A 24,188-nucleotide genomic window follows, 5' to 3' on the forward strand; every position below is an offset into this window, starting at 1 on the left:
GTCAGACCGCCGCGGCCTCGCGCTCCAGTTCGGCGCGCAGGCCGGGCTCCAGGCGCAACTGGCGCGCCAGCTCGTCCAGATAGGCCTTTTCCATGTATTGCTGATCGTCGATCAGCATCAGGCTGGCCAGGTACATCTCGGCCGCCATTTCGGGGGTTTCCGCCGCGGCGGCGACCTTGGCCGGGTCGAGCGGCTGTTCCAGTTCGCGCTGCAGCCAGCTGCGCAGTTCGGGATCGTTGTCCAGCTTGGCCATCTCGGCTTCGATGGCCTGGCGTTCCTGGTCATCGACATGGCCATCGGCCTTGGCCGCCGCGATCAGGGCGATCAGCACCGCCCGGCCGTGGGCCTCGGCTTCGTGCTCCGGTACCCGATCCACGGTGCGGGGCTCGGCGGCCGCCGCGCCCTGGGCCTGATTGGCCTGCCAGGACTGATAGGCCTTGTAGGCCACCATGCCGAGCGCCGCCAAGCCGCCATAGCCGACCGCCTTGCCCCCCATGGCACGCCCGCGCTTGCTGCCCAGCAGGGCGGTCAGGGCACCGGCGGCCAGGCCGCTGTTGCCCAGTCCGGAGAGCAGACCGCCGAGGGGATCCTTGCCGGAAGACGGGGTACCGGGTCGTGGGGCCGCGTGGCCGGTCTTCTTGGCCAGGGCCTGCTGGCTCGCCTTGAGCAATTGATCGAGCAAACCGCGGGTGTTCATGGATGACCTCCACAGAGTCGGGATTCAGCTTCTTGGGACCGCCGTCCGCACCGTCCGGCTCCCGGCACCTGCTTACCAGATGTTGCCGGGACCCCCGGCGCCAGCGGCCAGCCGCTACAAAATATTGCTGACCGCAGGCCACCCACGGCGCTACTCTTGCGCCTTCCCCCCTGCAGTTGCCGGAGACACCCCATGCGCTCGCGTCTGGCTGTGCTGTTCGCGCTTTCGCTCGCCCTTACCGCCGGCCAGGTCCAGGCTGCCGCCGAGGATGCCCGCCTCATCGCCAATCGCTATCTCGATGCCTGGAACGATCACGACGCCGAGGCCGCCAGCGCCCTGCTCGATCCCAAGGTGCAGTACTTCGACAGTGGCGCCGCCACCACCGAGACCAGCCGCACCCAGGCCCGCGACAGGATCGTCAAGGTCACCCTCAAGGCGGTACCGGATCTGCAGGTGAAGATGGTGCACAAACCGGTCATCGGCCCGCGCAGCATCGCCTTCGAATGGGAATTGACTGGCAACCGCACCACCGCCACCGGCAAGCAGCCGGTGAAGATTCGCGGCGCCAGCATTATGAAGATCCGCGACGGTCGCATCTGGTACCTGGGCGACTACTACGACAGCGACGCCTTGGAGGCGATGCTGCGACCGGTCAAGCCCTGACCCGGGAGCCATCCGGGCGGATGGCTCCGTTGCTCCCCTATTCCACCCCGAACGGCTTGCGCAGCGGCGTATCCCGGTGCGCGGCGCGGACATACTGCGGCGGCCAGGAGACCTTCTCGCGCAAGGCTTCGGCGGCATTCAGCGGCCAATAGGGATCGCGCAGCAGCTCACGGGCCAGCAGCACCAGATCGGCCTGACCGGTGCGCAGCACGTGCTCGGCCTGGGCCGCATCGGTGATCATGCCAACCGCGCCACTGGGAATCCCGGCTTCCTTGCGCACCCGCTCGGCGAACTGGGTCTGGTAGCCGGGGCCGGTGGGAATGTCGGCCTGAGCCGCGGTGCCGCCGGAAGAGACATCGATCAGGTCGACGCCCAGGGTCTTGAGCCGGCGCGCCAGTTCCACCGTCTCGTCGACGTCCCAGCCGTCTTCCACCCAGTCGGTGGCCGAGACCCGCACGAACAGCGGCAACTCCTCCGGCCAGACCGCGCGCACGTCGGCGGTCACCTCCAGCAGCAGGCGGATGCGATTCTCGAAATTGCCGCCGTAGTCGTCTTCGCGGCGGTTGGAAAGCGGCGAGAGGAACTGGTGCAGCAGATAGCCGTGGGCGGCATGGATCTCGGCTACCTTGAAGCCGACCGCCAGGGCGCGTTCGGCAGTGTCCACGAAGGCCCGGCGAATGCTGGCGATGTCGTCGCGATCCACCGCCGTGGGCCGGGTGTGCTGGGGATCGAAGGCGATGGCCGAGGGCGCCACCGGCACCCAGCCGCCTTCGGCGATGGGCACGCTGCCGTGCTTGCCGAGCCAGGGTTGCCAGGTGCTGGCCTTGCGCCCGGCGTGGGCCAGCTGGATACCGGCGACACTGCCCTGCCCCTCGATGAACTGGGTGATGCGCCGCAGGGGCTCGATCTGCTCGTCCTTCCACAACCCCAGGTCCTGGGGTGTGATGCGCCCGTCGGGGGTGACCGCGGTGGCCTCGAAGATCACCAGGCCGGCGCCACCGGTGGCGCGACTGCCCAGGTGGACCAGATGCCAGTCATTGGCGAAGCCGTCTTCGCTGGAGTACTGGCACATCGGGGAGACCACCACGCGATTGGGCAGGGTCAGCTGACGCAGGGTCAGGGGCTGGAACAGGAGACTCATGGCGGACCTCGTCTAGTCGGGATTCACTGCATTGGAGTGTTCCCGAACAGAATAGGTCGCTATTCCGACTAACGAGGTGCCAGGTGCACCACCAGCAACTGCACGCTCTCGTTGCCGCGGAATTCGTTCACGTCCAGCCGATAGGCCAGTTCGGCCCAGCGGATGTTGGGATCGGGCCAGGTGTCGCGATCGATGTTGAAGGCGATGCCGTCCAGCTCCGGTCCGCCCTGCTCGCTGCGCAGGGTCAGCTTGAGATGCCGCTCCTTGAGCAGGCGCTGGGAAAGGATCTCGAAGGTGCCGTGGAACAGCGGCTCTGGGAACTGCTGGCCCCAGGGACCGGCCTGACGCAGGGCCTGGGCCAGGCCGAGCTGGAATTCGGTGGGAGCGAGGCAGCCATCGGTCTGCAGGCGCCCGCTGAGGTCGTCGGCCTGCAGATGGCGGCGTACTTCGGCGTCGAAGGCCGCGGCAAAGGTCTCGTAGTGCGCCTGGGGCAGGCTGAGGCCGGCGGCCATGGCGTGACCGCCGAACTTGGTGATCAGTCCCGGATGACGGGTCGCCACGGCGTCCAGGGCATCGCGGATGTGCAGCCCGGGGACCGAGCGCGCCGAGCCCTTGAGCATGCCGTTGCCACTGCCGTCGTCGGCGAAGGCCAGCGCCGGGCGGTGATACTTTTCCTTGAGCCGCGAGGCCAGGATGCCGATCACGCCCTGGTGCCACTCCGGATCGAACAGGCAGAGACCGAAGGGCAGATTGTCTTCCGGCAACTCCTTGAGCTGCTTGAGCGCCTCGCGCTGCATGCCCTGCTCGATGCTCTTGCGATCCTTGTTGAAGTCGTCCAGCTGCTGGGCGTATTCCTGCGCCAGCTGCGGGTCTTCGCAGAGCAGCAACTCGATGCCGATGGACATGTCGTCCAGCCGACCGGCGGCATTGAGCCGCGGGCCGAGGATGAAACCGAGGTCGCTGGAGGCCACCTTGCCCGGCTGGCGCCCGGCCACTTCCAGCAGCGCCTTGAGTCCCGGCCGCGCGCGGCCGGCGCGGATCCGCATCAGCCCCTGGTGCACCAGGATGCGGTTGTTGGCATCCAGCGGCACCACGTCGGCGACGCTGCCGAGGGCGACCAGATCCAGCAACTCGGCCAGATTGGGCTCAGCCAGGCCCTGGCGCGCGAACCAGCCGTTCTCGCGCAGGCGACTGCGCAGGGCCAGCATCACATAGAAGATCACCCCGACCCCGGCGATGCACTTGCTGGGAAAGGCGCAGGCCGGCTGGTTGGGATTGACGATGGCATCGGCGGCGGGCAATTCGGCGCCCGGCAAGTGATGGTCGGTGATGACCACCTGCAGCCCGGCGGCCTTGGCTGCGGCCACGCCGTCCAGGCTGGAGATGCCGTTGTCGACGGTGAGCAGCACCTCGGGTTCGCGCTGCAGGGCCACGGCAACGATCTCGGGTGTCAGGCCGTAGCCGTATTCGAAGCGATTGGGCACCAGGTAGTCGACCCAGGCCGCGCCCAGGCGACGCAGGGCCAGCACGCCCACGGCACTGGCGGTGGCGCCATCGGCATCGAAGTCGCCGACGATGAGGATGCGCCGGCGCTCTTCCAGGGCACGTGCCAGCAGCTCCACCGCCGCCTCGATGCCCTTGAGCTGGTGATAGGGCACCAGCCGCGCCAGCCCCTTGTCGAGTTCTTCCGGCAAGGTCACGCCGCGCGCGGCATAGAGCCGGGTAAGCAGCGGCGGTAGATCGCCCAGATCGGGCAACACCGCCGGCAGCGGACGGGGCTCCAGGCGCATCAACGTTCGCCCAGCAGCCATTCCAGCTGCAATTCGTGCTGACCGCGGTCGTCGGTGACGAACAGGGTGCCTTCGCTGATCATCACCTGCCAGGAAATGCTGCGCGGCAGGTCGCGGGCCAGCTCGGCCAGGGGCTCGGCGGGCACTGCGGCGATGTGCAGATTCTTCAGCGTCCTGACCGCGTCCACCACCTTGGTCTGCCAGACGCGCAGGTTGCCATAGGCCAGCAGGCTGGTGCGTTCGGTGCGGCGGCTGCACCAGGTCAGGCGCTCGGCATCGGGCTGGCCGACTTCGATCCAGTGCAGCACCCGACCGTCCAGGCTCTTTTCCCACAGCGCCGGCTCGTCGACGTCGGACAGGCCGCGCCCGAAGGCCAGCTGCTCGTTGTACCAGAGCACATAGGCCAGCAACCGCACCGCCATGCGCTCCTCGGTCTCGGAGGGATGCCGCGCCACGGTCAGGCGCAGATTTTCGTAGACCCCGCGATCCAGGTCGGTGAGGTTGAGTTCGACTTTGTAGGGCGTGGCTTGCAGAGCCATGGGCGGGTCACCGGCAGGGAAAGCCGGGCATTGTACCGGAAAAGGCAGGAGGCTCGGGATCAGAGGAGCGTCAGGGGATCGGTGGAGCGGAGGTAGGATGTATCGCGGCCATGGGCCGCTCCTACAGGTGCTCAGACTTCCCGTAGGAGCGGCCCATGGCCGCGATAACCGCGATCTAAAGGGCTAAAAATCTACAGCGGCTGACCACGCTTGCCGTGGCGGCTGACGAAGGCCTGGACGGCGGCGAGGTCGTTGGGCAGCACGGTGCAGCGCTCTTCCCGCTGCAGCAGGTCGGCCAGGTGGGTCGGCAGGCTGAGGGTCGCGCCGATGCCGGCCTTTTCCACCGCCTCGGGGAATTTGACCGGGTGGGCGGTGCCCAGCACCACCATGGGCGTGGCCAGGCTGCGTCGGCATTCGCGAGCGGCGCGGACGCCGATGGCGGTGTGCGGATCCAGCACCTCGCCGGTGGCGGCATACATCTCGGCGATGGTGGCGCAGGTCTCTTCATCGCTCACGGCGAGGGAATCGAACAGCTTGCGCGCTTCGGTCCAGCGATCGTCGGCCACCGTCAGGGTGCCGCTGCTGCGGAAATTCGCCATCAGCTCGGCCAGGGCCAGGCCGTCGCGACCGTGCAGGTCGAACAGCAGGCGCTCGAAGTTGGACGAGACCATGATGTCCATGGACGGCGACAGCGTGGCTTCCAGCTGCTGCTTGTCGTAGCGGTTGCCGGACATGAAGCGGTGCAGGATGTCGTTGCGGTTGGTGGCCACCACCAGCTGGCTCACCGGCAGACCCATGTTGCGCGCCAGGTAACCGGCGAAGATGTCGCCGAAGTTGCCGGTGGGCACCGAGAAGGCGATGGAGCGCGCCGGGGCGCCCAGCTGCAGGGCCGCATGGAAGTAGTAGACGATCTGGGCCATGATCCGCGCCCAGTTGATCGAGTTGACCGCCACCAGCGGGGTGCCCTTGAGGAAACCCTGGTCGGCGAAGCTGGCCTTGACCATCTCCTGGCAATCGTCGAAGTTGCCTTCGATGGCGATGTTGTGGATGTTGTCGCCCAGCAGCGTGGTCATCTGCCGGCGCTGCACTTCCGACACCCGCTGGTGCGGATGGAGGATGAAGATGTCCACGTTCTCGCAACGCTTGCAGCCTTCGATGGCCGCCGAGCCGGTGTCGCCGGAGGTGGCGCCCATGATCACCACGCGCTCGCCGCGCTTGGCCAGTACATGGTCAAGCAGCCGTCCCAGGAGTTGCAGGGCGAAGTCCTTGAAGGCCAGGGTCGGGCCGTGGAACAGCTCCAGTACCCACTCGTTGGCGTCCAGCTGGCGCAGCGGCGCGATCGAGCTATGGGCGAAACCGGCGTAGGTCTCTTCCAGGATGGCCTTGAATTCGGCATCGGCGATGGAGCCGGCGACGAAGGGCTTCATCACCCGGAAGGCCAGCTCGTGATAGGGCAGACCGGCCCAGGAGGCGATCTCCTCCAGGGAAAAGCGCGGCAGGTTCTCCGGCACATAGAGACCGCCATCGCTGGCGAGACCCGCCAGCAGCACTTCTTCGAAATTCAGCGCGGGCGCCTGGCCGCGGGTACTGATGTAACGCATGACTCGACCTCGGGAAAGACGGCGGCGCCGGGCGCCGCCAGGCTGCTCAGTTCAGGTGCTCGACGCGGATGCGGACGACATCGCCGACGACATCGTCCAGGGCTTCCAGCGCGGTGATGGCCTCGACCATGTGGCGCTCGGTCACGCGATGGGTCAGCAGGATCATGGGCACCAGGCCGTCATGTTCCTCGGCTTCCTTCTGCATGATGGACTCGATGTTGATGCCGCGCGCCGAAAGGATGCTCGCCACCTGGGCCAGCACGCCCGGGTGATCCTTGGCCTGGATGCGCAGATAGTAGGCGCTCTCGCAGGCCTCGATCGACAGCACCGGATGGTCGGACAGCGCATCGGGCTGGAAGGCCAGGTGCGGCACGCGATTCTCCGGATCCGAGGTCATGGCGCGCACCACGTCCACCAGGTCGGCCACCACCGCCGAGGCGGTCGGCTCCTGACCGGCACCGGCGCCATAGAACAGCGTCGAGCCGACGGCGTCGCCATTGACCATCACCGCGTTCATTACGCCGTTGACGTTGGCGATCAGGCGATCGGCCGGGATCAGCGTCGGGTGCACCCGCAACTCGATGCCCTGGTCGGTGCTGCGCGCCACGCCCAGGTGCTTGATGCGATAGCCCAGTGCCTCGGCGTAGCCGACGTCGGCAGTGGTCAGGCGGGTGATGCCCTCGGTGTAGGCCTTGTCGAATTGCAGCGGAATGCCGAAGGCGATGGAGGCCAGGATGGTCAGCTTGTGGGCGGCATCGATGCCTTCCACGTCAAAGGTCGGATCGGCCTCGGCATAGCCCAGCGCCTGGGCTTCGGCCAGGACATCGGGAAAGGTGCGACCCTTCTCGCGCATCTCGGAGAGGATGAAGTTGCCGGTGCCATTGATGATGCCGGCCACCCAGTTGATGCGGTTGGCGGCCAGGCCTTCGCGCAGCGCCTTGATCACCGGGATGCCGCCGGCCACCGAGGCCTCGAAGGCGACGATCACGCCCTGCTCGCGCGCCTTGGCGAAGATCTCGTTGCCGTGCACGGCGATCAGCGCCTTGTTGGCAGTGACCACGTGCTTGCCGTTGGCGATGGCGCGCAGCACCAGTTCGCGAGCCAGGGTGTAGCCACCGATCAGCTCCACCACCACGTCGATCTCGGGATTGTCGGCCACCGCCAGGACCTCGGCGGTGATCGGCGTGCTACCAGTGTCGCATTGGGGATTGGGCCGGCGCTGGGCGATCTGCGCCACCTCGATACCCCGACCGGCGCGCCGGGCGATTTCCTCGGCGTTGCGCTTGAGTACGTTGAAGGTCCCGCTGCCCACGGTACCCAGACCACAGATGCCTACTTTGACCGGCTTCACACCCTTATCCCCATGTCGTGTGGGACCGCTCCGCGGCCCCGTTCATAACTCTGATTGAGGCGCCTAGCGGGCGCCGATTGCCGCTTCCGCCAGCTGATCGGCCGGCTGGTAGCCCGGGATCATCTGGCCATCGGCGAGAATGATCGCCGGCGTGCCCTGGATACCCATGTTCTGCCCCAGCGCGAATTGCTGGGCGACCGGATTCTGGCAGCTCTCGGACTTGACCTCACGACCGGTGAACATCTGGTTCAGCGCCGCCGGCTTGTCCTTGGCGCACCACACCGCCTCCAGTTGCTTGGAGCCCGGCGAGCCCATGCCCTGGCGCGGGAAGGCCAGGTAGCGCACCTCGATGCCGCGTTTGTTCAGCTCGGGCACCTCGGCGTGCAGCTTCTGGCAATAGGGGCAGGTGGTGTCAGTGAAGACGGTGATATGCGCCTTGGTCTCGCCCTGGGCGGGATAGACGATCATCTGGTTGCGATCGAGGCCATTGATCTGCCGCGCCACCGCGACGTTCTCGGCCTTCTCGGTCAGGTTGGAGGCCTTGCCGTCCTTGACCTGATACAGATAGCCCTGCATGACGAACTGGCCATCGCCGCTGGCATAGAGCACGCGACCGCCCTTGAGCTGGACCTGGTAGAGGCCCTCCAGCGGACTCTTGGCGATGGACTCGATGGCGAGATTGGGTTGCAGCGCGGTCAGGCTCTGGCGAATGGCCTGCTCAGGTTCGGCCTGAGCCAGTTGCACGCCGAGCCCCAGGCAAGCGGCGAGCAACAGTTGGGAAATACGCATGTTTGACTCCTGTTGAGACGCCGGCAAGCCTACCACAGACCTGCCGGCTACGGCGGTCCCGCCCTACCCCCGCGGATGGTGCTGGGCGTGCAGTTGCTGCAGCCGCACGCGGGCGACGTGGGTGTAGATCTGGGTGGTGGACAGGCTGGTATGGCCGAGCAGCATCTGCACCGTGCGCAGGTCCGCGCCGTGATTGAGCAGATGGGTGGCGAAGGCGTGCCTCAGGGTATGCGGCGACAGCGAGGTGCGGATGCCGGCCACCTGGGCATGCAGCTTGATGCGGTGCCAGAAGGTCTGCCGAGTCATGGGCGTGCCGCGCTGGCTGGGAAAGAGGATGTCGCCGGGCTGGCCGCCCAGCAGCAATGGACGCGCGGTCTTCAGATAGCTTTCCAGCCAGGCGATGGCCTCTTCGCCCAGGGGGATCAGCCGCTCCTTGCTGCCCTTGCCGAAGACCCGCAGCGAACCCTCGCGCAGATTGATCTCGTCCAGGGTCAGGCTGATCAGCTCGGTCACCCGCAGGCCGGTGGCATAGAGCACCTCGAGCATGGTGCGATCGCGCAGGCCCAGGGTGTCCTCGGTATCCGGCGCAGCCAACAGGGCTTCCACATCCGCCTCGGACAGGCTCTTGGGCAGCGGCGCACCCAGCTGCGGCATGCTCACCAGCAGCGTCGGGTCCTCGGCCAGCCGCCCCTCGCGCACCGCGTACTTGTAGAAGCTGCGCAGCCCGGAAAGGAAACGCGCCGTGGAGCGCGCCTGGTAACCCTCGCTCAGGCGCCAGCCGAGGTGATCGAGCACCGCGTCGCGGCCGACGGACTCCAGGGTCAGGCCCCTGCCCTCCAGCCACCGAGCGAAGGCCAACAGGTCGGTGCGGTAGGCGCTGCGGGTATGGGGCGACAGCCCCTTCTCCAACCACAGGGCGTCGAGGAATTCCTCGATCAGCCGCTCGGCGTTCACGCGGCGAATCCGGGCAGCACCGGCGTCGGCTTGCCCTCGTCATCGACGGCGACAAAGCTGAAGGCGCCATTGATAGCGCGCTCGCGGCCTTCCGCCAGCATGCCTTCGACGAAGACCTCCACCTGCACCTTGATGCTGGTGTTGCCCACCTTCACCACCCGGCCGATCAGCTCGACGATGGAGCCCGCGGGAATGGGATGGTTGAAATCGATGCGGTCGGTGGAGACCGTGACCAGCGGCTTGCGACAGAAGCGCGTCGCGGTGATGAAGGACACCTCGTCCATCCAGGCCAGGGCGGTGCCGCCGAACAGGGTGTCGTGATGATTGGTGGTGGGCGGGAAGACCGCCTTGGCCACCCGGGTTTCCGACAGCGCGGTGCGCCGCTGGATTTCCGCTTCGCGGGTCGTCATGTCTTACCTCGAACCTCAGAACCTACTCAAAATCTGCTGCGCGTCGGCCAAACGTCGTTGAAGCCGGCCCGGAAGGCCAGCCCCGTCGGAATGCTCATTTACCAGCTGTAAACTCGCGCGCGAGCCCGGTCCGCTTCCTCAGCCAGCTTCGCCTTGTTTGTCTCTAGCTCGCGAGATTTTGACTAGGCTCTTAGAAACGAAAAAAGCAGCCGAAGCTGCTTTTTTCTGGTCACGCCGCGATCAGGAAAGCTTTTCCTTGATGCGGGCAGCCTTGCCGGACAGTTCGCGCAGGTAGTACAGCTTGGCCTTGCGCACGTCACCGCGACGCTTGACGCTCAGGCTGTCGACCAGCGGGCTGTAGGTCTGGAAGGTACGCTCGACGCCAACGCCGTTGGAGATCTTGCGTACGGTGAAGGCGCTGTTCAGGCCGCGGTTACGCTTGCCGATCACCACGCCTTCGAAGGCCTGCAGACGCTGACGGTCGCCTTCCTTCACCTTAACTTGGACAATCACGGTGTCGCCGGGGGCGAACGCCGGGATTTCTTTGTTCATCTGCTCAGCTTCGATCTGGGCAATGATTTTGTTGGTCATGTCACTCTGCTCCTAAGACAGGCCGCGGCCCGCCATCGATACCTAACTATCGTTCCGCTGACGGAGGTATTCCGCCAACAGGTTCTGCTCTTCTCCAGAAAGCGAGCGGCCATCCAGAAGATCGGCGCGTCGCTCCGCAGTGCGTCCCAGGGACTGCTGCAGGCGCCAGCGCCGGATATGCTCGTGGTTACCACTGAGCAACACGTCGGGTACGCGACGGCCCTCGTACACCTCGGGTCGGGTGTAGTGCGGGCAATCGAGCAGGCCATCGGTAAACGAGTCCTGCTCGGCGGAATCCGCATGCCCCAAGGCTCCAGGCAGCAGTCGCGTGACCCCATCGATCAGCACCATGGCCGGCAATTCACCGCCGGACAGCACATAGTCGCCAATCGACCATTCTTCATCCACGTGCGTCTCGATGAAACGCTCGTCGATGCCTTCGTAACGCCCGGCGATGAGGATCAGATGCCCCTCCTGCGCCAGTTCCCGTACCGCCGCCTGGTCGAGTTTGCGACCCTGGGGGGACAGGTAGATCACCTTCGCCGCCGAATCACCCTTGGCATCGGCCAGGGCACGCTCCAGCGGCTGGATCTTCATGACCATGCCGGGACCGCCGCCAAAGGGCCGGTCGTCCACGGTCTGGTGACGATCCTCGGTATAGCTGCGCGGGTTGTAGCAGGTCAGCTCCAGGAGCCCCTGCTTCATCGCGCGACCGCTCACGCCATAGGCGCTGACGGCCTCGAACATCTCGGGAAAGAGGCTGATGACATCGATACGCATGGATCAGAAATCCGCGTCCCAGTCGACCTGCATCTCGCCCTTGGCCAGATCCACCGCCAGCACGTACTGGTCGGGCAGATAAGGCAACAGACGCTCACGATCGTCGAGGCTGCCAGCACAGGGCTTGACCACCATGACGTCGTTTGCCCCGGTCTCCAGCAGATGATCCACCACGCCCAGCCACTGGCCTTCGCGATTGATCACCTTGAGACCTTCCAACTGATGCCAGTAGTAGTCACCGGCGCCCAGCGGGGGCAATTCACTGCGCGGCACGCAGATCTCGAAACCAGCCATCAGGCGGGCTTCTTCGCGATCGTCCAGGCCCTGCAGACGTACCGTCAGGACCTTGCCGTGCATCCGACCGCCGAGCACCTTGACCTGCCGGGTCTCGCCTTCGCGCCGCAGCGTCCAGGTCCGATAGTCCAGCAGATTGTCGAGCGGATCGGTAAAGGAGTAGATCTTGAGCTCACCGCGTACGCCAAAGACCGAGACTATCTTGCCCAGGACCACCAGGTCGGGGGCGGAGGTCGGCGTACTCATGGTCTTCAGGCGGTAGCCTGAGCGCTCTTGAGCAGCTGAGCGACGCGCTCGGACGGCTGGGCGCCCTGCGACAGCCAGTAGTTGGCGCGCTCTTGGTCCACCGACAGACGGATTTCGGCGCCGCTGGCCACCGGGTTGAAGAAACCGATGCGCTCGACGAAACGACCATCGCGCGCGTTGCGGCTGTTGGTCACGGTCAGGTGGTAGAAGGGGCGCTTCTTGGAGCCGCCACGGGCTAGACGGATGGTTACCATTGAACTTCGTTCCTGTAGTCGGTGCTTGTAGCTGTGGGCACACTGGGCCACATGGCCCGAAAGGCCGCATATTCTAAGGGCTGTTACCCGGTTTGCCAATGGCTTTCAACGGCACCTTCGGCATAGCGGCAGCCTGGAGACTCCAGCGGTGGAGCCCCGTCGCTCGCGAAGGTGCATCAGCACTGGTGCCGACGCCCCTCGCAGAGCCCTTTCCGATGCCGGCCATCTGGCGACGGGCGGCACCTGGAAATCACATCTTGGGCATGCCGCCGCCGGGGAACATGCTGCCCATGCCGCGCATCATCTTGGCCATGCCACCCTTGGCGGTGACCTTCTTCATCATCTTCTGCATCTGCTTGTGCTGCTTGATGAGGCGGCCGACGTCCTGCACCTGGGTGCCGGAACCCAGGGCGATGCGCTTCTTGCGCGAGCCGCTGATCAGCTCCGGATCGCGGCGCTCGGCCGGGGTCATGGAGTCGATGATGGCTTCCATCTGCTTGAAATGCTTTTCCGCGGCGCCCTGGGCGTTGCCCATCTGCTGGATGTTCATGCCACCCATCATGGTCGGCAGCTTGTCCATCAGCGAGCCCAGGCCGCCCATGTTCTTCATCTGGCGTAGCTGGTCGCGGAAGTCTTCGAGATCGAAGCCCTTGCCCTTCTTGAGCTTCTTGGCCAGCTTGTCGGCCTTTTCGCGATCCAGGGTCTGTTCGGCCTGCTCGATCAGCGAGAGGACGTCGCCCATGCCGAGGATGCGCGAGGCGACGCGATCCGGGTGGAAGGGGTCGAGGGCTTCGCTCTTCTCCCCCATGCCGATGAACTTGATCGGCTTGCCGGTGATGTGACGGACCGACAGGGCGGCACCGCCCCGGGCATCGCCGTCGACCTTGGTCAGGATCACGCCGGTGAGCGGCAGGGCGTCGTTGAAGGCCTTGGCGGTGTTGGCGGCGTCCTGACCAGTCATGGCGTCGACCACGAACAGGGTCTCGGCCGGCTTGGTGGCGGCATGGACCTGCTGGATCTCCGCCATCATCTCGCTATCGATGTGCAGGCGGCCGGCGGTGTCGACGATGACCACGTCGATGAACTTGAGCTTGGCTTCGCGGATGGCGGCCTGGGCGATCTCCACCGGCTTCTGACTGATGTCGGAGGGGAAGAAGGTGACCCCCACCTCCCCGGCCAGGGTTTCCAGCTGCTTGATGGCGGCCGGACGATAGACGTCGGCGGAGACGACCATGACGGTCTTCTTCTTGCGCTCCTTGAGGAAGCGCGCCAGCTTGCCCGCGGTGGTGGTCTTGCCCGCGCCCTGCAGGCCGGCCATGAGGATGACCGCCGGCGGCGCGACGTTGAGCGCCAGGTCTTCGTTGGCCGCGCCCATGATGGCTTCGAGCTCGGCGCGCACGATCTTCACGAACGCCTGGCCCGGGGTCAGGCTCTTGGACACCTCGGTGCCGACCGCCCGCTCCTTGACCCGATTGACGAACTCCTTGACCACCGGCAGGGCGACGTCCGCCTCGAGCAGCGCCATGCGCACCTCGCGCAGGGTGTCCTTGATGTTGTCTTCGGTGAGCTTGGCCTTGCCGGTAATGTGGCGCAGGCTTTGGGACAGGCGGTCTGTGAGATTCTCGAACATGCGGACATCCAGGGCAGAAACGGCGGCTGACCGGCAAGTATAACGAAAGAGCGCCTGAGCAGGGATAGCTGCCAGGGCCGCTACCCCGTGAAACCGTCAGCAGAGCCTGGATCGGCGAGCCGCCGAGGCAGGAGCGCGAGGCACCGACGCCAGGGCCGGTGCCTGCAGGGAAGGGATCAGAAAATCAGCGAGAAGATGCCGATGACCACCACCAGGCCGATCAGAAAGATGATGCCCATGGTACCGCCGAGAAATTTAAGCATGGTCGCGACCTCTTCTAGATATGTACCTCTTGGGACCACCCGCTGGCGGCAAGGGTTCGCCCAGTCTGGCCAGCCGGCGCCAAGGCGCGGCTCAGACTTTCTGTACCGCCCTGTCTGTGCCACACTCGCCTGCTTTCCGCTCTGCTGAAACCGGACCATGCACGCCCTGCTGCCCACCCTCCTGGCCGCCGCCCTCTATCTGCTCGCGACCCTCTACCAGGGCAGTTGCCTGCTGCGCAAACAGCCGTCGAGCAAGCCCCTGGTCCTGGGCGCCGGCATCCTGGCCCTGCTGCCCCATGCCCTGGCCGTCTATCTGCAGCTGATCCTCGAACCGACCCTGAGCCTGGACTTCTTCGACGCCTCCAGCCTGATCTCGGCGACCGCCATCGCGCTGATGCTGATCGGCTGCCTGCGCATGCCGCTGCAACCGCTGCTGGTGCTGGTCTATCCCCTCGGCGCCATCACCGCGCTGCTGGCCGAATTCGTGCCGCCGGGCACCGTGACCCCGCTGGACGTCTCGCCCAAGATCGTCGTGCACGTGCTGCTGTCGATCATCGCCTATGGCCTCTTCACCCTGGCGGTGCTGCAGTCCTGCCTGGTGCTGTTGCAAAACCATCAACTCAAGAACAAGCACCCCTCGGGACTGATCCGCAGCTTTCCGCCGCTACAGACCATGGAAAGCCTGCTGTTCGGCTTTCTCTGGGCTGGCTGGGTAGTGCTATCACTGGCGCTGATCTCCGGCTGGTTCTTTGTCGAGGACATGTTCGCCCAGCACCTGATCCACAAGACGGTGCTCTCCTGCATCGCCTGGGTGGTGTTCGGCATCCTGCTGTGGGGTCGCCATCGCCTGGGCTGGCGCGGCCATACGGCGATCCGCTGGACGCTGCTGGGCTTCATCCTGCTGATGCTGGCCTACTTCGGTAGCAAGCTGGTGCGGGAATTCATCCTGCATCGTTGACAGTCGTCGTTCCACTACCTGCATAATCAGGCGACCGAACCACGTTCGGCGCGACCCGGCCAACAGCCGCTTCGCGCCCGGCACGTCATAACAGGTCGTCCCGCCCGTCCCCATCCTCGGACAGCCGCTGCCCCACCGGGCCGCTCCGGCAGACGCCTCCTACAAGAACGACTGCCCGGTACCCCTGCATGTCCACGACCGCTGCCGCCTTCGACGCGCCCACCTCCGTGCCGCGCAACTCCCCCACCCGCGTGGCCACCGCCAGTTTCATCGGCACCGCCATCGAGTTCTACGACTTCTACGTCTACGCCACGGCCGCGGCCCTGGTGATCGGCCCGGTGTTCTTTCCCCAAGGCGCGGGCATGGCCCAGACCCTCAGCGCCTTCATCACCTTTGGCATCGCCTTCCTGGCACGGCCGCTGGGTTCGCTGCTGTTCGGCCACTTCGGCGATCGCATCGGGCGCAAGTCCACCCTGGTGGCCTCGCTGCTGCTGATGGGCATCTCCACCACCCTGATCGGCCTCCTGCCCGGCTACGCCAGCATCGGCGTCTGGGCTCCGATCCTGCTGTGCCTGCTGAGATTCGGCCAGGGTCTGGGGCTGGGCGGCGAATGGGGCGGCGCAGCGCTGCTGGCCACGGAGAATGCCCCACCCGGCAAGCGCGCCTGGTTCGGCATGTTTCCCCAGCTCGGCCCCTCCATCGGCTTCCTCATGGCCAACGGCCTGTTCCTGGCCCTGGCGCTGCTGCTGGACGACGAGCAATTCCGCGCCTGGGGCTGGCGCATCCCCTTCCTGCTCAGCGCCCTGCTGGTGGTGGTCGGCCTCTATGTGCGGCTGTCGCTGCACGAGACGCCGGTGTTCGCCGAGGCCATGGCGCGGCGTGAGAAACTGCGCCTGCCCATGGTCGAGACCTTCGGCAAGCACGGCAAGGCGGTGCTGCTGGGCGCCCTGAGCATGGTGGTGTGCTACGCCCTCTTCTATATCTCCACGGTGTTCTCGCTGAGCTACGGGGTGAAGAATCTCGGCTACAGCCGCCAGGAATTCCTCGGCCTGCTCTGCGTGGCAGTGCTGTTCATGGCCCTGGCCACGCCGCTGTCGGCCTGGCTGGCGGATCGCTTCGGCCGCAAGCCGGTACTGGCGGTGAGTGCCATCGCCGCCCTGCTGTCGGGCTTCGCCATGGAGCCGCTGCTGACCCACGGCTCCAGTCAGGCGGTCGGCCTGTTCCTGGCCCTGGAGCTGTTTCTCATGGGCATGACCTTCGGCCCCATGGGCGCCCTGCTGCCGGAAATCTTCCCTACCCGGGTGCGCTACACCGGTGCCTCGGCGGCCTACAACCTGGGCGGCATCCTCGGTGCCTCCCTGGCGCCCTACGCCGCGCAGCAACTGGTGGAGGCCGGTGGCCTGAGCTGGGTGGGTGGCTATGTCTCGGCGGCGGCGGCCATCAGCCTGGTGGCGGTGCTCTGCCTGCGCGAGACGCGCGACCAGTCGCTGTAGAGTTCTCCAGCCAATGAAAAAGGGCCCCGCGGGGCCCTTTTTCGTGGGGCGCGGCCAGCCTTACAGCTCGACCTTCACCGCCTGGGACGCACGCACGGCCTTGGCCCGGGCGGCTTCGATGCTTTCGTCGCGGGCCAGGGCGACGCCCATGCGCCGTTGCCCCTTCACCTCGGGCTTGCCAAACAGGCGCAGCGCGGTGTCGGGTTCGGCCAGGGCCGCGCCGAGGTTGGTGAAGGCGGTCTGCCGCGAATCGCCGTCCACCAGGATCACCGCCGAGGCCGAGGGACCGAACTGGCGGATGGTGGGGATCGGCAGGCCGAGGATGGCCCGGGCATGCAGGGCGAATTCGGAGATATCCTGAGAGATCAGGGTCACCAGGCCGGTGTCGTGGGGCCGCGGGGAGACCTCGCTGAACCAGACCTGGTCGCCCTTGACGAACAGTTCCACGCCGAACAGGCCGCGACCGCCCAGGGCCTCGGTGACCGCGCGGGCGACCCGCTCGGACTCGGCCAGAGCCTTCTCGCTCATGGCCTGGGGCTGCCAGGACTCGTGGTAGTCGCCCTTGACCTGGCGATGCCCGACCGGCGCGCAGAAGGAGGTGCCGCCGACGTGGCGCACGGTCAGCAGGGTGATTTCGTAGTCGAAGTCGACGAAGCCCTCGACGATCACCCGGCCCTTGCCGGCGCGACCGCCTTCCTGGGCGTATTGCCAGGCGGCCTGCAGCTCGTCGGCGCTGCGCAGCAGGCTCTGGCCCTTGCCCGAGGAACTCATGATCGGCTTGACCACGCAGGGATAGCCCAGCGCCTCGGCGGCGGCGGCATAGTCTTCGTAGGTGTCGGCGAAATGATAGGGCGAGGTGGGCAGGCCCAGTTCCTCGGCGGCGAGGCGCCGGATGCCTTCGCGATTCATGGTCAGCTGGGCGGCGCGGGCGGTGGGCACCACGGTGTAGCCCTCGCCTTCCAGCTCCACCAGGGTGGCGGTGGCGATGGCTTCGATTTCCGGCACGATGAAGTGCGGCTGTTCGCGCTCGATCACCGCGCGCAGGGCGGCACCGTCAAGCATGTCGATGACGTGGCTGCGGTGGGCGACCTGCATGGCCGGGGCATCGGCGTAGCGATCCACGGCGATGACCTCGACGCCCAGACGCTGCAGTTCGATGACGACTTCCTTGCCCAGTTCGCCGGAGCCGCAGAGCAGCACGCGGGTGGCGCTGGGGGACAGGGGGGTACCGATACGGGGCATGACAGATCTCTCCGGCTGATGTCAGGTCAGGAAGGCCGCACCGCCCGCCCGCGCCCGCTCGCTGCAGCGCAGCAGCACCTCGCGGCGCTCGCTGTCGCTCATGGACATCCAGCGGGTGATCTCGGCGGCGCTGCGCTGGCAACCGATGCAGATGTCCTGTTCGTCCAGGGCACAGACATGGACGCAGGGCGAACGCACGGGTGAATCGGCGGTGGTCATGCGGCTTCCCTCGAATGGCCGCGCATTGTGCCCGTTAATGCCCGACTTGGCATGTGCCTTTACCTTGTCGCTAGGCTCTGCACGAAAAGGCCTGCGCTCGGTGATGCTTCGTTGAAAAACGCCTGGATCGCCAGCCCGGTCGGAATGCTCATTTACCATTCGTAAACTCGTTCGCGAGCCCGGTCCGCTTCCTCAGCGCTTTTCTCCTCGCCTGACCTTCGCTCGGCGACTTTTCGTACAGAGCCTAGCGCTCAATCCCGCCTGGGCGGTGCCTTGAGCACGATACCGGCGTCGTACAGCAGATTGACCAGTTCGACGATGATCACCGCCGTCAGCCCCCAGATGCGGTGCTCGCCATATTGATAGCTGGGCACCTGCCAGCGCCGGCCGTCATGGTCGACCCTGAGGGTGAAATCCGGCGGCACCTCGCAGAAGAACTGCAGGGGCACGCTGAAGATCGCGGCGATCTCGGCCTCGCTGGGAACGTATTCGAGCTGATCGGGGATCAGCGCGACGATGGGGGTCACCGCCAGGCCGTAGCGCGACACCAGCGGACTCAGGGGGGCGATCACCTCCACCAGGCCCGGTGGCAGTCCGACCTCTTCCTCGGCTTCGCGCAGGGCGGTGGCGACCAGATCGGCGTCCTCGGGATCGCGCCGGCCGCCCGGCAGAGCCACCTCGCCGCCGTGGGTGGACAGGTTGCTGGCCCTCAGGGTGAGCAGCAACTCGGGATGCTCGCCACGGATGATGGGCACCAGCACCGCCGCTTCCTGGTAGCTCTCGGTGCCGCTCAGGGTGCGCGGCTGATAGTGACGCAGGCGCTGGAGCAACTCATCCACGCCGGAATTCTCCCTTGCTCATCGTATCCCCCGGATCATGGCACGCCCGTCGGGCAATCCCAAGCCCAGCCATCGCTTGCGAGGCCCGGGAGCGCCCCGGCACACTGCAGCAAAACGAGGATGAACCATGAAGCATTGCAATCACTGTGGCGGACTGCTGGAAGAACGCCTTCCCGCGGGTGATAACCGGATGCGCCTGATCTGCAGCCAGTGCGGCGCAGTGCATTATCAGAATCCGCGGGTGGTGGCCGGCTGCCTGGCGACCTGGGAGGGCAAGGTGCTGCTCTGCCAGCGCGCCATCGAACCGCGTAAGGGTTACTGGACGCTGCCGGCGGGCTTCATGGAAAACGGCGAGACCACCACCGAGGCCGCTGCTCGCGAGACCTTCGAGGAAGCCGGCGCGACCGTGCAGGGCCTGGAGCTCTATACTCTCTTCGACCTGCCGCACATCGACCAGATCTACATGCTGTTCCGCGGCGAACTGGTCGACGGCCGCTTTGGCGTCGGCGAGGAAAGCCTCGACGTGCGCCTTCTGGACGAAGCCGACATCCCCTGGTCGTCTCTGGCTTTTCCGACCATCAAGCGGACACTAGAATGCTTTTTCGCCGACCGCCGTCGCGGCGAGTTTTCCCTGCGCCATGAAGGCATGGCGCCCATGGTGGTCGCACCCAAGCCTGCCTGAGCTCTTCCGAGGATCTACCCGACATGCGTCCGTTGCACCTGTTGTTGGCGCTCTGCTATGTGCTGTGCGGTTCGTTGCTTCCCCAGCTGGCCCAGGCCAGTACCAGCGTCACGGTGATCCGCCAGCCGGCCGCGCCGCTGATCGACAAGGTGCTGGTCATCAAGTCGCGCAATCAGCTGCAACTGCTCAGCGGCGATACCGTGATGAAGTCCTATCGCATCTCGCTGGGCAAGAATCCCCGCGGCCCCAAGTTGCGTGAGGGCGACAAGCGCACCCCGGAAGGCTTCTATTGGATCGACTGGCGCAAGACCAGCGACAAGTTCAACCTGGCCATGCACATCTCCTATCCCAATCGCGAGGACCTGGCCCGCGCCAGCCAGGCCGGCGTGCGTCCCGGCAGCATGATCATGCTGCACGGCACGCCCATCGACGAGGAGTACCCGGAGTGGTACTTCAACTCGCTGAACTGGACCGAGGGCTGCATCGCCATGACCAACCACGACATGCGCGAGGTCTGGGGCCTGGTCAAGGATGGCACCCTGATCGAGATCCGCCCCTGAGCCACAGACCGTCAGGCGGCAGCGCTGCGACCGCCGCCTGAGTCCCTGCCCTACCCCGCCACCTGCTCCGCCGGCGAGACGATGGTGGTCTTGCCGCGCGACCGACCGCTGCTGAGATAGTCGGCGATGGATTCCTGGGTGACCTCGCCGAGGAAATCGTTGTCGGCGCTGAGCACCGGCAGCCAGGAGCTGTTGAACTGGTACATGCGCGACAGCAGGATGCGCAGGTGCTCGTCGAAGGCCGCGGTGGCCTTGAACGGGGTGATGAAGGGCGCCACCGGGCCGCTCTGCCCGCGCAGGTCACGCCGGCGCACATAGCCCAGGCCCTTGTTGGCGGCATCCGTCACCACCAGGTAGCGGCGGTCGTGCTCCTCCATCAATTCCACGGCATCGCCGATCAGGGTCTCGGCCTGGATCGAGGGCGCGTTGTCGGCCGCATCCTCGGCACGGATCAGCAGGAGACGCTTCAAGGTGCTGTCCTGGCCGACGAAGTTGCTGACGAAGTCGTCCTTGGGATGGGCCAGCAGGGTGTCCGGGTGGTCGAACTGCACCAGGCGGCCGCCGCGGAACACCGCGATCTTGTCGCCCAGGCGGATGGCCTCGTCGATGTCGTGGCTGACCATGATCACCGTCTTGTTCAGCGCCCGCTGCATCTGGAAGAACTCGTTCTGGATGGCATCGCGGTTGATCGGGTCCACCGCGCCGAAGGGTTCGTCCATCAGCAGCAGCGGCGCCTCGGCCGCCAGGGCGCGAATCACGCCGATGCGCTGCTGCTGGCCACCGGACAGTTCGCGCGGATAGCGCGACAGGTACTGCTTGGGTTCGAGCTGCACCATGCTCATCAGCTCGGTGGCGCGCTCGCGGCACCGCTTCTTGTCCCAGCCCAGCAGCTTGGGCACCACGGTGATGTTTTCCTCGATGGTCATGTTGGGGAACAGACCGATCTGCTGGATCACGTAGCCGATATGGCGTCTGAGCGTCACCTCGTCGATACCGGTGGTGTCCTCGCCGTTGATCAGCACCCGTCCCGAGGTGGGCTCGATCAGGCGGTTGATCATCTTCAGGGTGGTGGTCTTGCCGCAGCCGGAGGGGCCGAGGAAGACGCAGATCTGGCCCTCCTCCACGGTGAGGCTCACGGCGTCCACCGCGGTCACGTCCTTGCCATGCTGCTTGAAGGTCTTGGTCAGGCGGTCGAGTTCGATCATCTGGGACTCCTTAAGGGGCGCTGCGCAGGCCGCGCGGGGTGAGGCGGCGTTGCAGCCACTGCAGGACGAGGTCGGCGACGATGGCCAGCAGACTGACCAGCACCGCGCCGACGATGAGGGTGGCCATGTCGCTGCGGCTGATGGAGGTGAGGATGAGCACGCCCAGGCCCCCGGCGCCGATGGTGGCGGCGATGGTCATGACGCCGATGTTCATGACCACGGCGGTGCGCACCCCGGCCAGGATCACCGGCAGGGCGATGGGCAGTTCCACCATGCGCAGGCGCTGCCAGAAGGTCATGCCGATACCGGCACCCGCCTCGCGGATGCCCGGCTCGACGCTGGTCAGCGCCAGGTAGGTGTTTCTCAGGATCGGCAGCAGCGAATAGAGGAACACCGCGGTGATGGCCGGCAGCGGACCGAGGCCCTGGCCGAACTTGGAATAGAACGGCAGCAGCAGGCCGAACAGGGCGATGGAGGGCAGGGTCATGACCACCGTGGCCACCGCCTGCAGCGGTCCGGCCAGCCAGGGATAGCGGGTCATGAGGATGCCCAGGGGCACGCCCACCAAGATCGCCAGGGTCACGGCGATCCCCACCAGGGTGATGTGCTGGCGGGTCAGTTCGAGGACCTGCAGCCAGTCGATGTGATTGAAGGAGGTGACGAAATCCATGGGTCATTGCCCTCCGTCTAGGGGGTGCTGGGCGAGGAAGTCGCGGGCCACCTGGGCCGGCGTCTGCCGCTCGATGTCCACCTTGGCGTTGAGCTGGCGCATGGTGGCCTGGTCCAGGCTTTCCGCCAGGGGCTTGAGCAAGGCGGCGAGATCCGGGTGCTTGGCCAGGTACCCGGCGTTCACCACGGGGGCGGCGGTGTAGTCGGGAAAATAGCCCTTGTCGTCTTCCAGCACCTTGAGCCTGAAGGCGTCCAGGCGGCCGTCGGTGGTGTAGACCAGGCCGGTGAAGACCTGGCCGTTGCGCAGGGCGGTATAGACCAGTCCCGGGTCCATCTGGCGGATGTCGTCACGGGTGTAGCTCAGGCCATAGGCCTTGACCAGGCCGGCGAGGCCATCGGAGCGATTGGCGAATTCAATGTCCAGAGCGGTGAGATGCTGCTTGCCGGCCTCGGCCTTGAGCAGTCCGGCCAGGTCGCTGATGCTGTTCAGCTCGGGATGCTGTCGAGCGATCTTCTCCGGCAACGCCAGGGCATAGGTGTTGTTGAAGCGGGTGGGCGCCAGCCAGGCCAGACCGACCTTGGCATCCAGCTGCTTGACCCGCTGGTAGGAGGCCTCCTTGTCCAGTCGTTCGGTGACATGGTTGTAGGCCACCAGCGAGGTGCCGGTGTATTCCCAGGTGAGGTCGAGCTGGGCGTTCTTCACGCCATTCCAGGCGATGGTGCTGCCCAGGCCGCCGACGATCTCCGGCTGATAGCCGTGGCGGGACAGATACTGCCCGGTGAGTTCGGCGAGGATGGCCTGCTCGGTAAAGACCTTGGCGCCGATACGGATCGGATCGGCCTGAGCGGCGCTCGCCAGCGTCAGTCCGAACCAGGCGGCGCCCAGGGCGATAAGCAACTTCTTCATCTCGTCTCCTTAGCGGGCCAGGCCGCGTTCCAGCCAGAGGCGACTGGCGAGCAGCACCAGGCCGTCCAGCAGCAGCGCCAGCAGCGCCGTGGCGGCGGCGCCCAGTAGCAGCTGCGACTGGTTCTCCAGGGCGATGGCGGGAAAGATCAGGCTGCCCAGGCTGTTGGCGCCGATGAGAAACACCAGTGGCGTAGTGCCGACGTTGATCGCCAGGGCGACCCGCACCCCGCCGATGATGATGGGCACGGCATTGGGCAGCTCCACCTTGGTCAGTACCTGGGTGGGGGTCATGCCGATGCCGGTGGCAGCCTCCTTGAGCGAGGCCGGCACGTTCTTCAGCCCCTCGTAGGTGTTGCGCACGATGGGCAGCAGCGAGGCCAGGAACAGCGCCAGGATCGCCGGCCCATCGCCAATGCCGACGATGCCCAGGGCGATGGCCAGCACCGCCAGCGGCGGCACGGTATTGCCGATGTTGAACACCTGCATGAAGCGCTCGGCGCTGCGGGCGAAGGCTGGCCGACTCAGCAGCACCCCGGCGGGGATGCCCACCAGCAGGGCCAGGACCATGGAGACGGCCACCAGGTAGAGGTGGGCCTGGAGATAGAACAGCAGATCCGCACGATAGGTACTGAGGGTATCCCTACCGATCCAGTGCACCAGCAGTGCCAGGATCACCACCCCCACGGCCGTGCCGAGCAGGAGGGTCTTGAACTTCGCCATGTCAGGCTCCTTCAACGGGCGGACAGGCCGCATGCCTTCCGAGTGCGGACCTCGCACGGGGGCGAGGCGCAGGACGGCTGTCCGGGTTCAGGGTCGAGACACAGCAGGGCATGGCGGGTATGCCGGCTGGACCAACGGGGCACTGCGGATCTCTGATCTGCCTAGCCCTTGGGTGTCGCTCCGGGGGGAACGACATGGCGCCTTGTCTCGACCGAAGAGATTGACGTCCATCGCAGTCGATAGTTCGCCAGCTCCTTTTCAGGCTAACCCAATAGACTCGCTCAATGCCAACCCGATCATGCAAAGCGGGACGTCTTGACAGGGTGAAAGGCCCGGCCGTGAGGCCCGGACAGCCGGCAAAAAGCGAGAGTCGCGCGCTAGAGCCCTCGGCGAATGTGTGACGATAAATTTAATACGCTTACTGTTAGCTGCTTTGCAGTACCAGCGCGACGCCTGTCACGGATGCCGACGCAAGCCACGGCGGTTTCGTGGAGCGGCACACAGCTCAGCTGACGTACGGTCATAACTGAAACATCTTTCTGTGAGCCAGTGCGGTGACGGGGTTTTGGCACCCCTTTATCATGCCGACGAATGGCTGACGCTTTGAGGGATCATTCAGCCATACCAAGGTCAATAGGTGGCCCAGTGATAGCACCAAGCGCCGTTTCTGGAACCGCTATAAAAACAGACTATTCACCGAG

At 65.9% G+C, this 24,188-nt stretch carries 26 protein-coding genes and 1 pseudogene; 5 read left to right on the forward strand and 22 right to left on the reverse strand.

The features are described from left to right. Position 1: 1 nt before the first annotated feature. Positions 2 to 697: a tellurite resistance TerB family protein gene (locus CFE50_RS14305; protein ID WP_286734493.1), complete on the reverse strand. Its 696-nt coding sequence runs from the start codon at positions 695 to 697 to the stop codon at positions 2 to 4. Positions 698 to 889: 192 nt separating this feature from the next. Between CFE50_RS14305 and CFE50_RS14310 the strand changes: the two genes are divergently transcribed. Then, a complete protein-coding gene (locus CFE50_RS14310) occupies positions 890 to 1,360 on the forward strand; it encodes a nuclear transport factor 2 family protein (RefSeq protein ID WP_286734495.1) in 471 nt (156 codons plus the stop codon). A 37-nt stretch (positions 1,361 to 1,397) separates the two neighbouring features. Here CFE50_RS14310 and CFE50_RS14315 read toward each other — a convergent pair whose 3' ends face one another. From CFE50_RS14315 to CFE50_RS14380, 14 genes are all read right to left on the reverse strand, one after another. Next, positions 1,398 to 2,501, reverse strand: a complete 1,104-nt coding sequence (locus CFE50_RS14315) for an NADH:flavin oxidoreductase/NADH oxidase (RefSeq protein ID WP_286734497.1) — start codon at positions 2,499 to 2,501, stop codon at positions 1,398 to 1,400. Positions 2,502 to 2,569: 68 nt separating this feature from the next. Then, positions 2,570 to 4,291: a single-stranded-DNA-specific exonuclease RecJ gene (gene recJ, locus CFE50_RS14320; RefSeq protein ID WP_042137138.1), complete on the reverse strand. Its 1,722-nt coding sequence runs from the start codon at positions 4,289 to 4,291 to the stop codon at positions 2,570 to 2,572. Beyond that, a complete protein-coding gene (locus CFE50_RS14325; protein WP_007160963.1) occupies positions 4,291 to 4,830 on the reverse strand; it encodes a YaeQ family protein in 540 nt (179 codons plus the stop codon). The genes recJ and CFE50_RS14325 overlap by 1 nt, the downstream gene beginning before the upstream one ends. 191 nt (positions 4,831 to 5,021) lie before the next feature. Next, positions 5,022 to 6,431, reverse strand: a complete 1,410-nt coding sequence (thrC, locus tag CFE50_RS14330) for a threonine synthase (RefSeq protein ID WP_286734502.1) — start codon at positions 6,429 to 6,431, stop codon at positions 5,022 to 5,024. 46 nt (positions 6,432 to 6,477) lie between these two features. Next, positions 6,478 to 7,782: a homoserine dehydrogenase gene (locus CFE50_RS14335; RefSeq protein ID WP_007160961.1), complete on the reverse strand. Its 1,305-nt coding sequence runs from the start codon at positions 7,780 to 7,782 to the stop codon at positions 6,478 to 6,480. A gap of 63 nt (positions 7,783 to 7,845) precedes the next feature. Further along, positions 7,846 to 8,571 (reverse strand): thioredoxin fold domain-containing protein, encoded by a 726-nt coding sequence (locus CFE50_RS14340; protein ID WP_007160960.1) that lies wholly within the window; start codon positions 8,569 to 8,571, stop codon positions 7,846 to 7,848. Positions 8,572 to 8,634: 63 nt separating this feature from the next. Continuing rightward, positions 8,635 to 9,525, reverse strand: coding sequence for a site-specific tyrosine recombinase XerD (xerD, locus tag CFE50_RS14345; RefSeq protein WP_007160959.1), 891 nt, complete (start codon positions 9,523 to 9,525; stop codon positions 8,635 to 8,637). After that, on the reverse strand, positions 9,522 to 9,935 hold the full coding sequence (locus CFE50_RS14350; protein WP_007160958.1) for an acyl-CoA thioesterase: 414 nt from the start codon (positions 9,933 to 9,935) through the stop codon (positions 9,522 to 9,524). The genes xerD and CFE50_RS14350 overlap by 4 nt, the downstream gene beginning before the upstream one ends. Positions 9,936 to 10,175: 240 nt before the next feature. Continuing rightward, complete coding sequence (gene rplS, locus CFE50_RS14355; RefSeq protein WP_007160957.1) at positions 10,176 to 10,526, reverse strand: 50S ribosomal protein L19; 351 nt, start codon at positions 10,524 to 10,526, stop codon at positions 10,176 to 10,178. A 42-nt stretch (positions 10,527 to 10,568) separates the two neighbouring features. Next, entirely contained in the window at positions 10,569 to 11,306 is a 738-nt protein-coding gene (gene trmD / locus CFE50_RS14360; protein WP_286734511.1) for a tRNA (guanosine(37)-N1)-methyltransferase TrmD, read from the reverse strand. 3 nt (positions 11,307 to 11,309) lie between these two features. Beyond that, a complete protein-coding gene (gene rimM / locus CFE50_RS14365; protein ID WP_286734513.1) occupies positions 11,310 to 11,846 on the reverse strand; it encodes a ribosome maturation factor RimM in 537 nt (178 codons plus the stop codon). 5 nt (positions 11,847 to 11,851) lie between these two features. Then, positions 11,852 to 12,100, reverse strand: coding sequence for a 30S ribosomal protein S16 (gene rpsP / locus CFE50_RS14370; RefSeq protein ID WP_007160954.1), 249 nt, complete (start codon positions 12,098 to 12,100; stop codon positions 11,852 to 11,854). Between the two features lie 250 nt (positions 12,101 to 12,350). Then, positions 12,351 to 13,730 (reverse strand): signal recognition particle protein, encoded by a 1,380-nt coding sequence (gene ffh / locus CFE50_RS14375; RefSeq protein WP_007160953.1) that lies wholly within the window; start codon positions 13,728 to 13,730, stop codon positions 12,351 to 12,353. Between the two features lie 176 nt (positions 13,731 to 13,906). Next, positions 13,907 to 14,152 carry a small membrane protein YohP gene (locus tag CFE50_RS14380; RefSeq protein ID WP_241810193.1) on the reverse strand — a complete coding sequence of 82 codons (246 nt, stop codon included), beginning with the start codon at positions 14,150 to 14,152 and terminating at the stop codon, positions 13,907 to 13,909. Between CFE50_RS14380 and CFE50_RS14385 the strand changes: the two genes are divergently transcribed. Then, a complete protein-coding gene (locus CFE50_RS14385; protein ID WP_241810192.1) occupies positions 14,151 to 14,951 on the forward strand; it encodes a cytochrome C assembly family protein in 801 nt (266 codons plus the stop codon). The two genes, CFE50_RS14380 and CFE50_RS14385, sit on opposite strands and share 2 nt — an antisense overlap. A 188-nt stretch (positions 14,952 to 15,139) precedes the next feature. Continuing rightward, positions 15,140 to 16,444, forward strand: coding sequence for an MFS transporter (locus CFE50_RS14390; RefSeq protein ID WP_286734516.1), 1,305 nt, complete (start codon positions 15,140 to 15,142; stop codon positions 16,442 to 16,444). Between the two features lie 60 nt (positions 16,445 to 16,504). On the opposite strand, the gene purT is transcribed toward CFE50_RS14390, so the two are convergent. The 3 genes from purT to CFE50_RS14405 form a co-directional block, all read right to left on the reverse strand. Beyond that, positions 16,505 to 17,686, reverse strand: coding sequence for a formate-dependent phosphoribosylglycinamide formyltransferase (purT, locus tag CFE50_RS14395; RefSeq protein ID WP_286734518.1), 1,182 nt, complete (start codon positions 17,684 to 17,686; stop codon positions 16,505 to 16,507). A gap of 21 nt (positions 17,687 to 17,707) precedes the next feature. Next, positions 17,708 to 17,905 (reverse strand): DUF1289 domain-containing protein, encoded by a 198-nt coding sequence (locus CFE50_RS14400; protein ID WP_007160948.1) that lies wholly within the window; start codon positions 17,903 to 17,905, stop codon positions 17,708 to 17,710. A 251-nt stretch (positions 17,906 to 18,156) separates the two neighbouring features. Then, a complete protein-coding gene (locus tag CFE50_RS14405; RefSeq protein ID WP_181125990.1) occupies positions 18,157 to 18,744 on the reverse strand; it encodes a CoA pyrophosphatase in 588 nt (195 codons plus the stop codon). A 127-nt stretch (positions 18,745 to 18,871) separates the two neighbouring features. Here CFE50_RS14405 and CFE50_RS14410 point away from each other — a divergent pair, with 127 nt between their 5' ends. Both CFE50_RS14410 and CFE50_RS14415 read left to right on the forward strand, forming a co-directional pair. Beyond that, positions 18,872 to 19,426: an NUDIX hydrolase gene (locus tag CFE50_RS14410; protein WP_286734521.1), complete on the forward strand. Its 555-nt coding sequence runs from the start codon at positions 18,872 to 18,874 to the stop codon at positions 19,424 to 19,426. 137 nt (positions 19,427 to 19,563) lie between these two features. Beyond that, positions 19,564 to 19,986: pseudogene (locus CFE50_RS14415) on the forward strand (L,D-transpeptidase family protein); the annotation flags it as partial. Between the two features lie 50 nt (positions 19,987 to 20,036). Here the strand turns inward: CFE50_RS14415 and CFE50_RS14420 are convergent. Genes CFE50_RS14420 through CFE50_RS14435 form a run of 4 tightly spaced genes read right to left on the reverse strand, consistent with a single transcriptional unit; the run spans position 20,037 to position 23,487 of the window. Then, on the reverse strand, positions 20,037 to 21,191 hold the full coding sequence (locus CFE50_RS14420; protein ID WP_132832796.1) for an ABC transporter ATP-binding protein: 1,155 nt from the start codon (positions 21,189 to 21,191) through the stop codon (positions 20,037 to 20,039). A gap of 10 nt (positions 21,192 to 21,201) precedes the next feature. Beyond that, positions 21,202 to 21,861, reverse strand: a complete 660-nt coding sequence (locus CFE50_RS14425) for an ABC transporter permease (protein WP_007160943.1) — start codon at positions 21,859 to 21,861, stop codon at positions 21,202 to 21,204. 3 nt (positions 21,862 to 21,864) lie between these two features. Beyond that, entirely contained in the window at positions 21,865 to 22,767 is a 903-nt protein-coding gene (locus CFE50_RS14430; protein WP_027600212.1) for a glycine betaine ABC transporter substrate-binding protein, read from the reverse strand. A gap of 9 nt (positions 22,768 to 22,776) precedes the next feature. Further along, the gene (locus CFE50_RS14435) at positions 22,777 to 23,487 is read right to left on the reverse strand and encodes an ABC transporter permease (protein ID WP_044341554.1); all 711 of its coding nucleotides are present in this window, start codon (positions 23,485 to 23,487) and stop codon (positions 22,777 to 22,779) included. Positions 23,488 to 24,188 lie beyond the last annotated feature (701 nt).

Source organism: Pseudomonas sp. PGPPP4 (genome assembly GCF_002256045.1).
Classification (GTDB): Bacteria; Pseudomonadota; Gammaproteobacteria; order Pseudomonadales; family Pseudomonadaceae; genus Chryseomonas; species Chryseomonas oryzihabitans.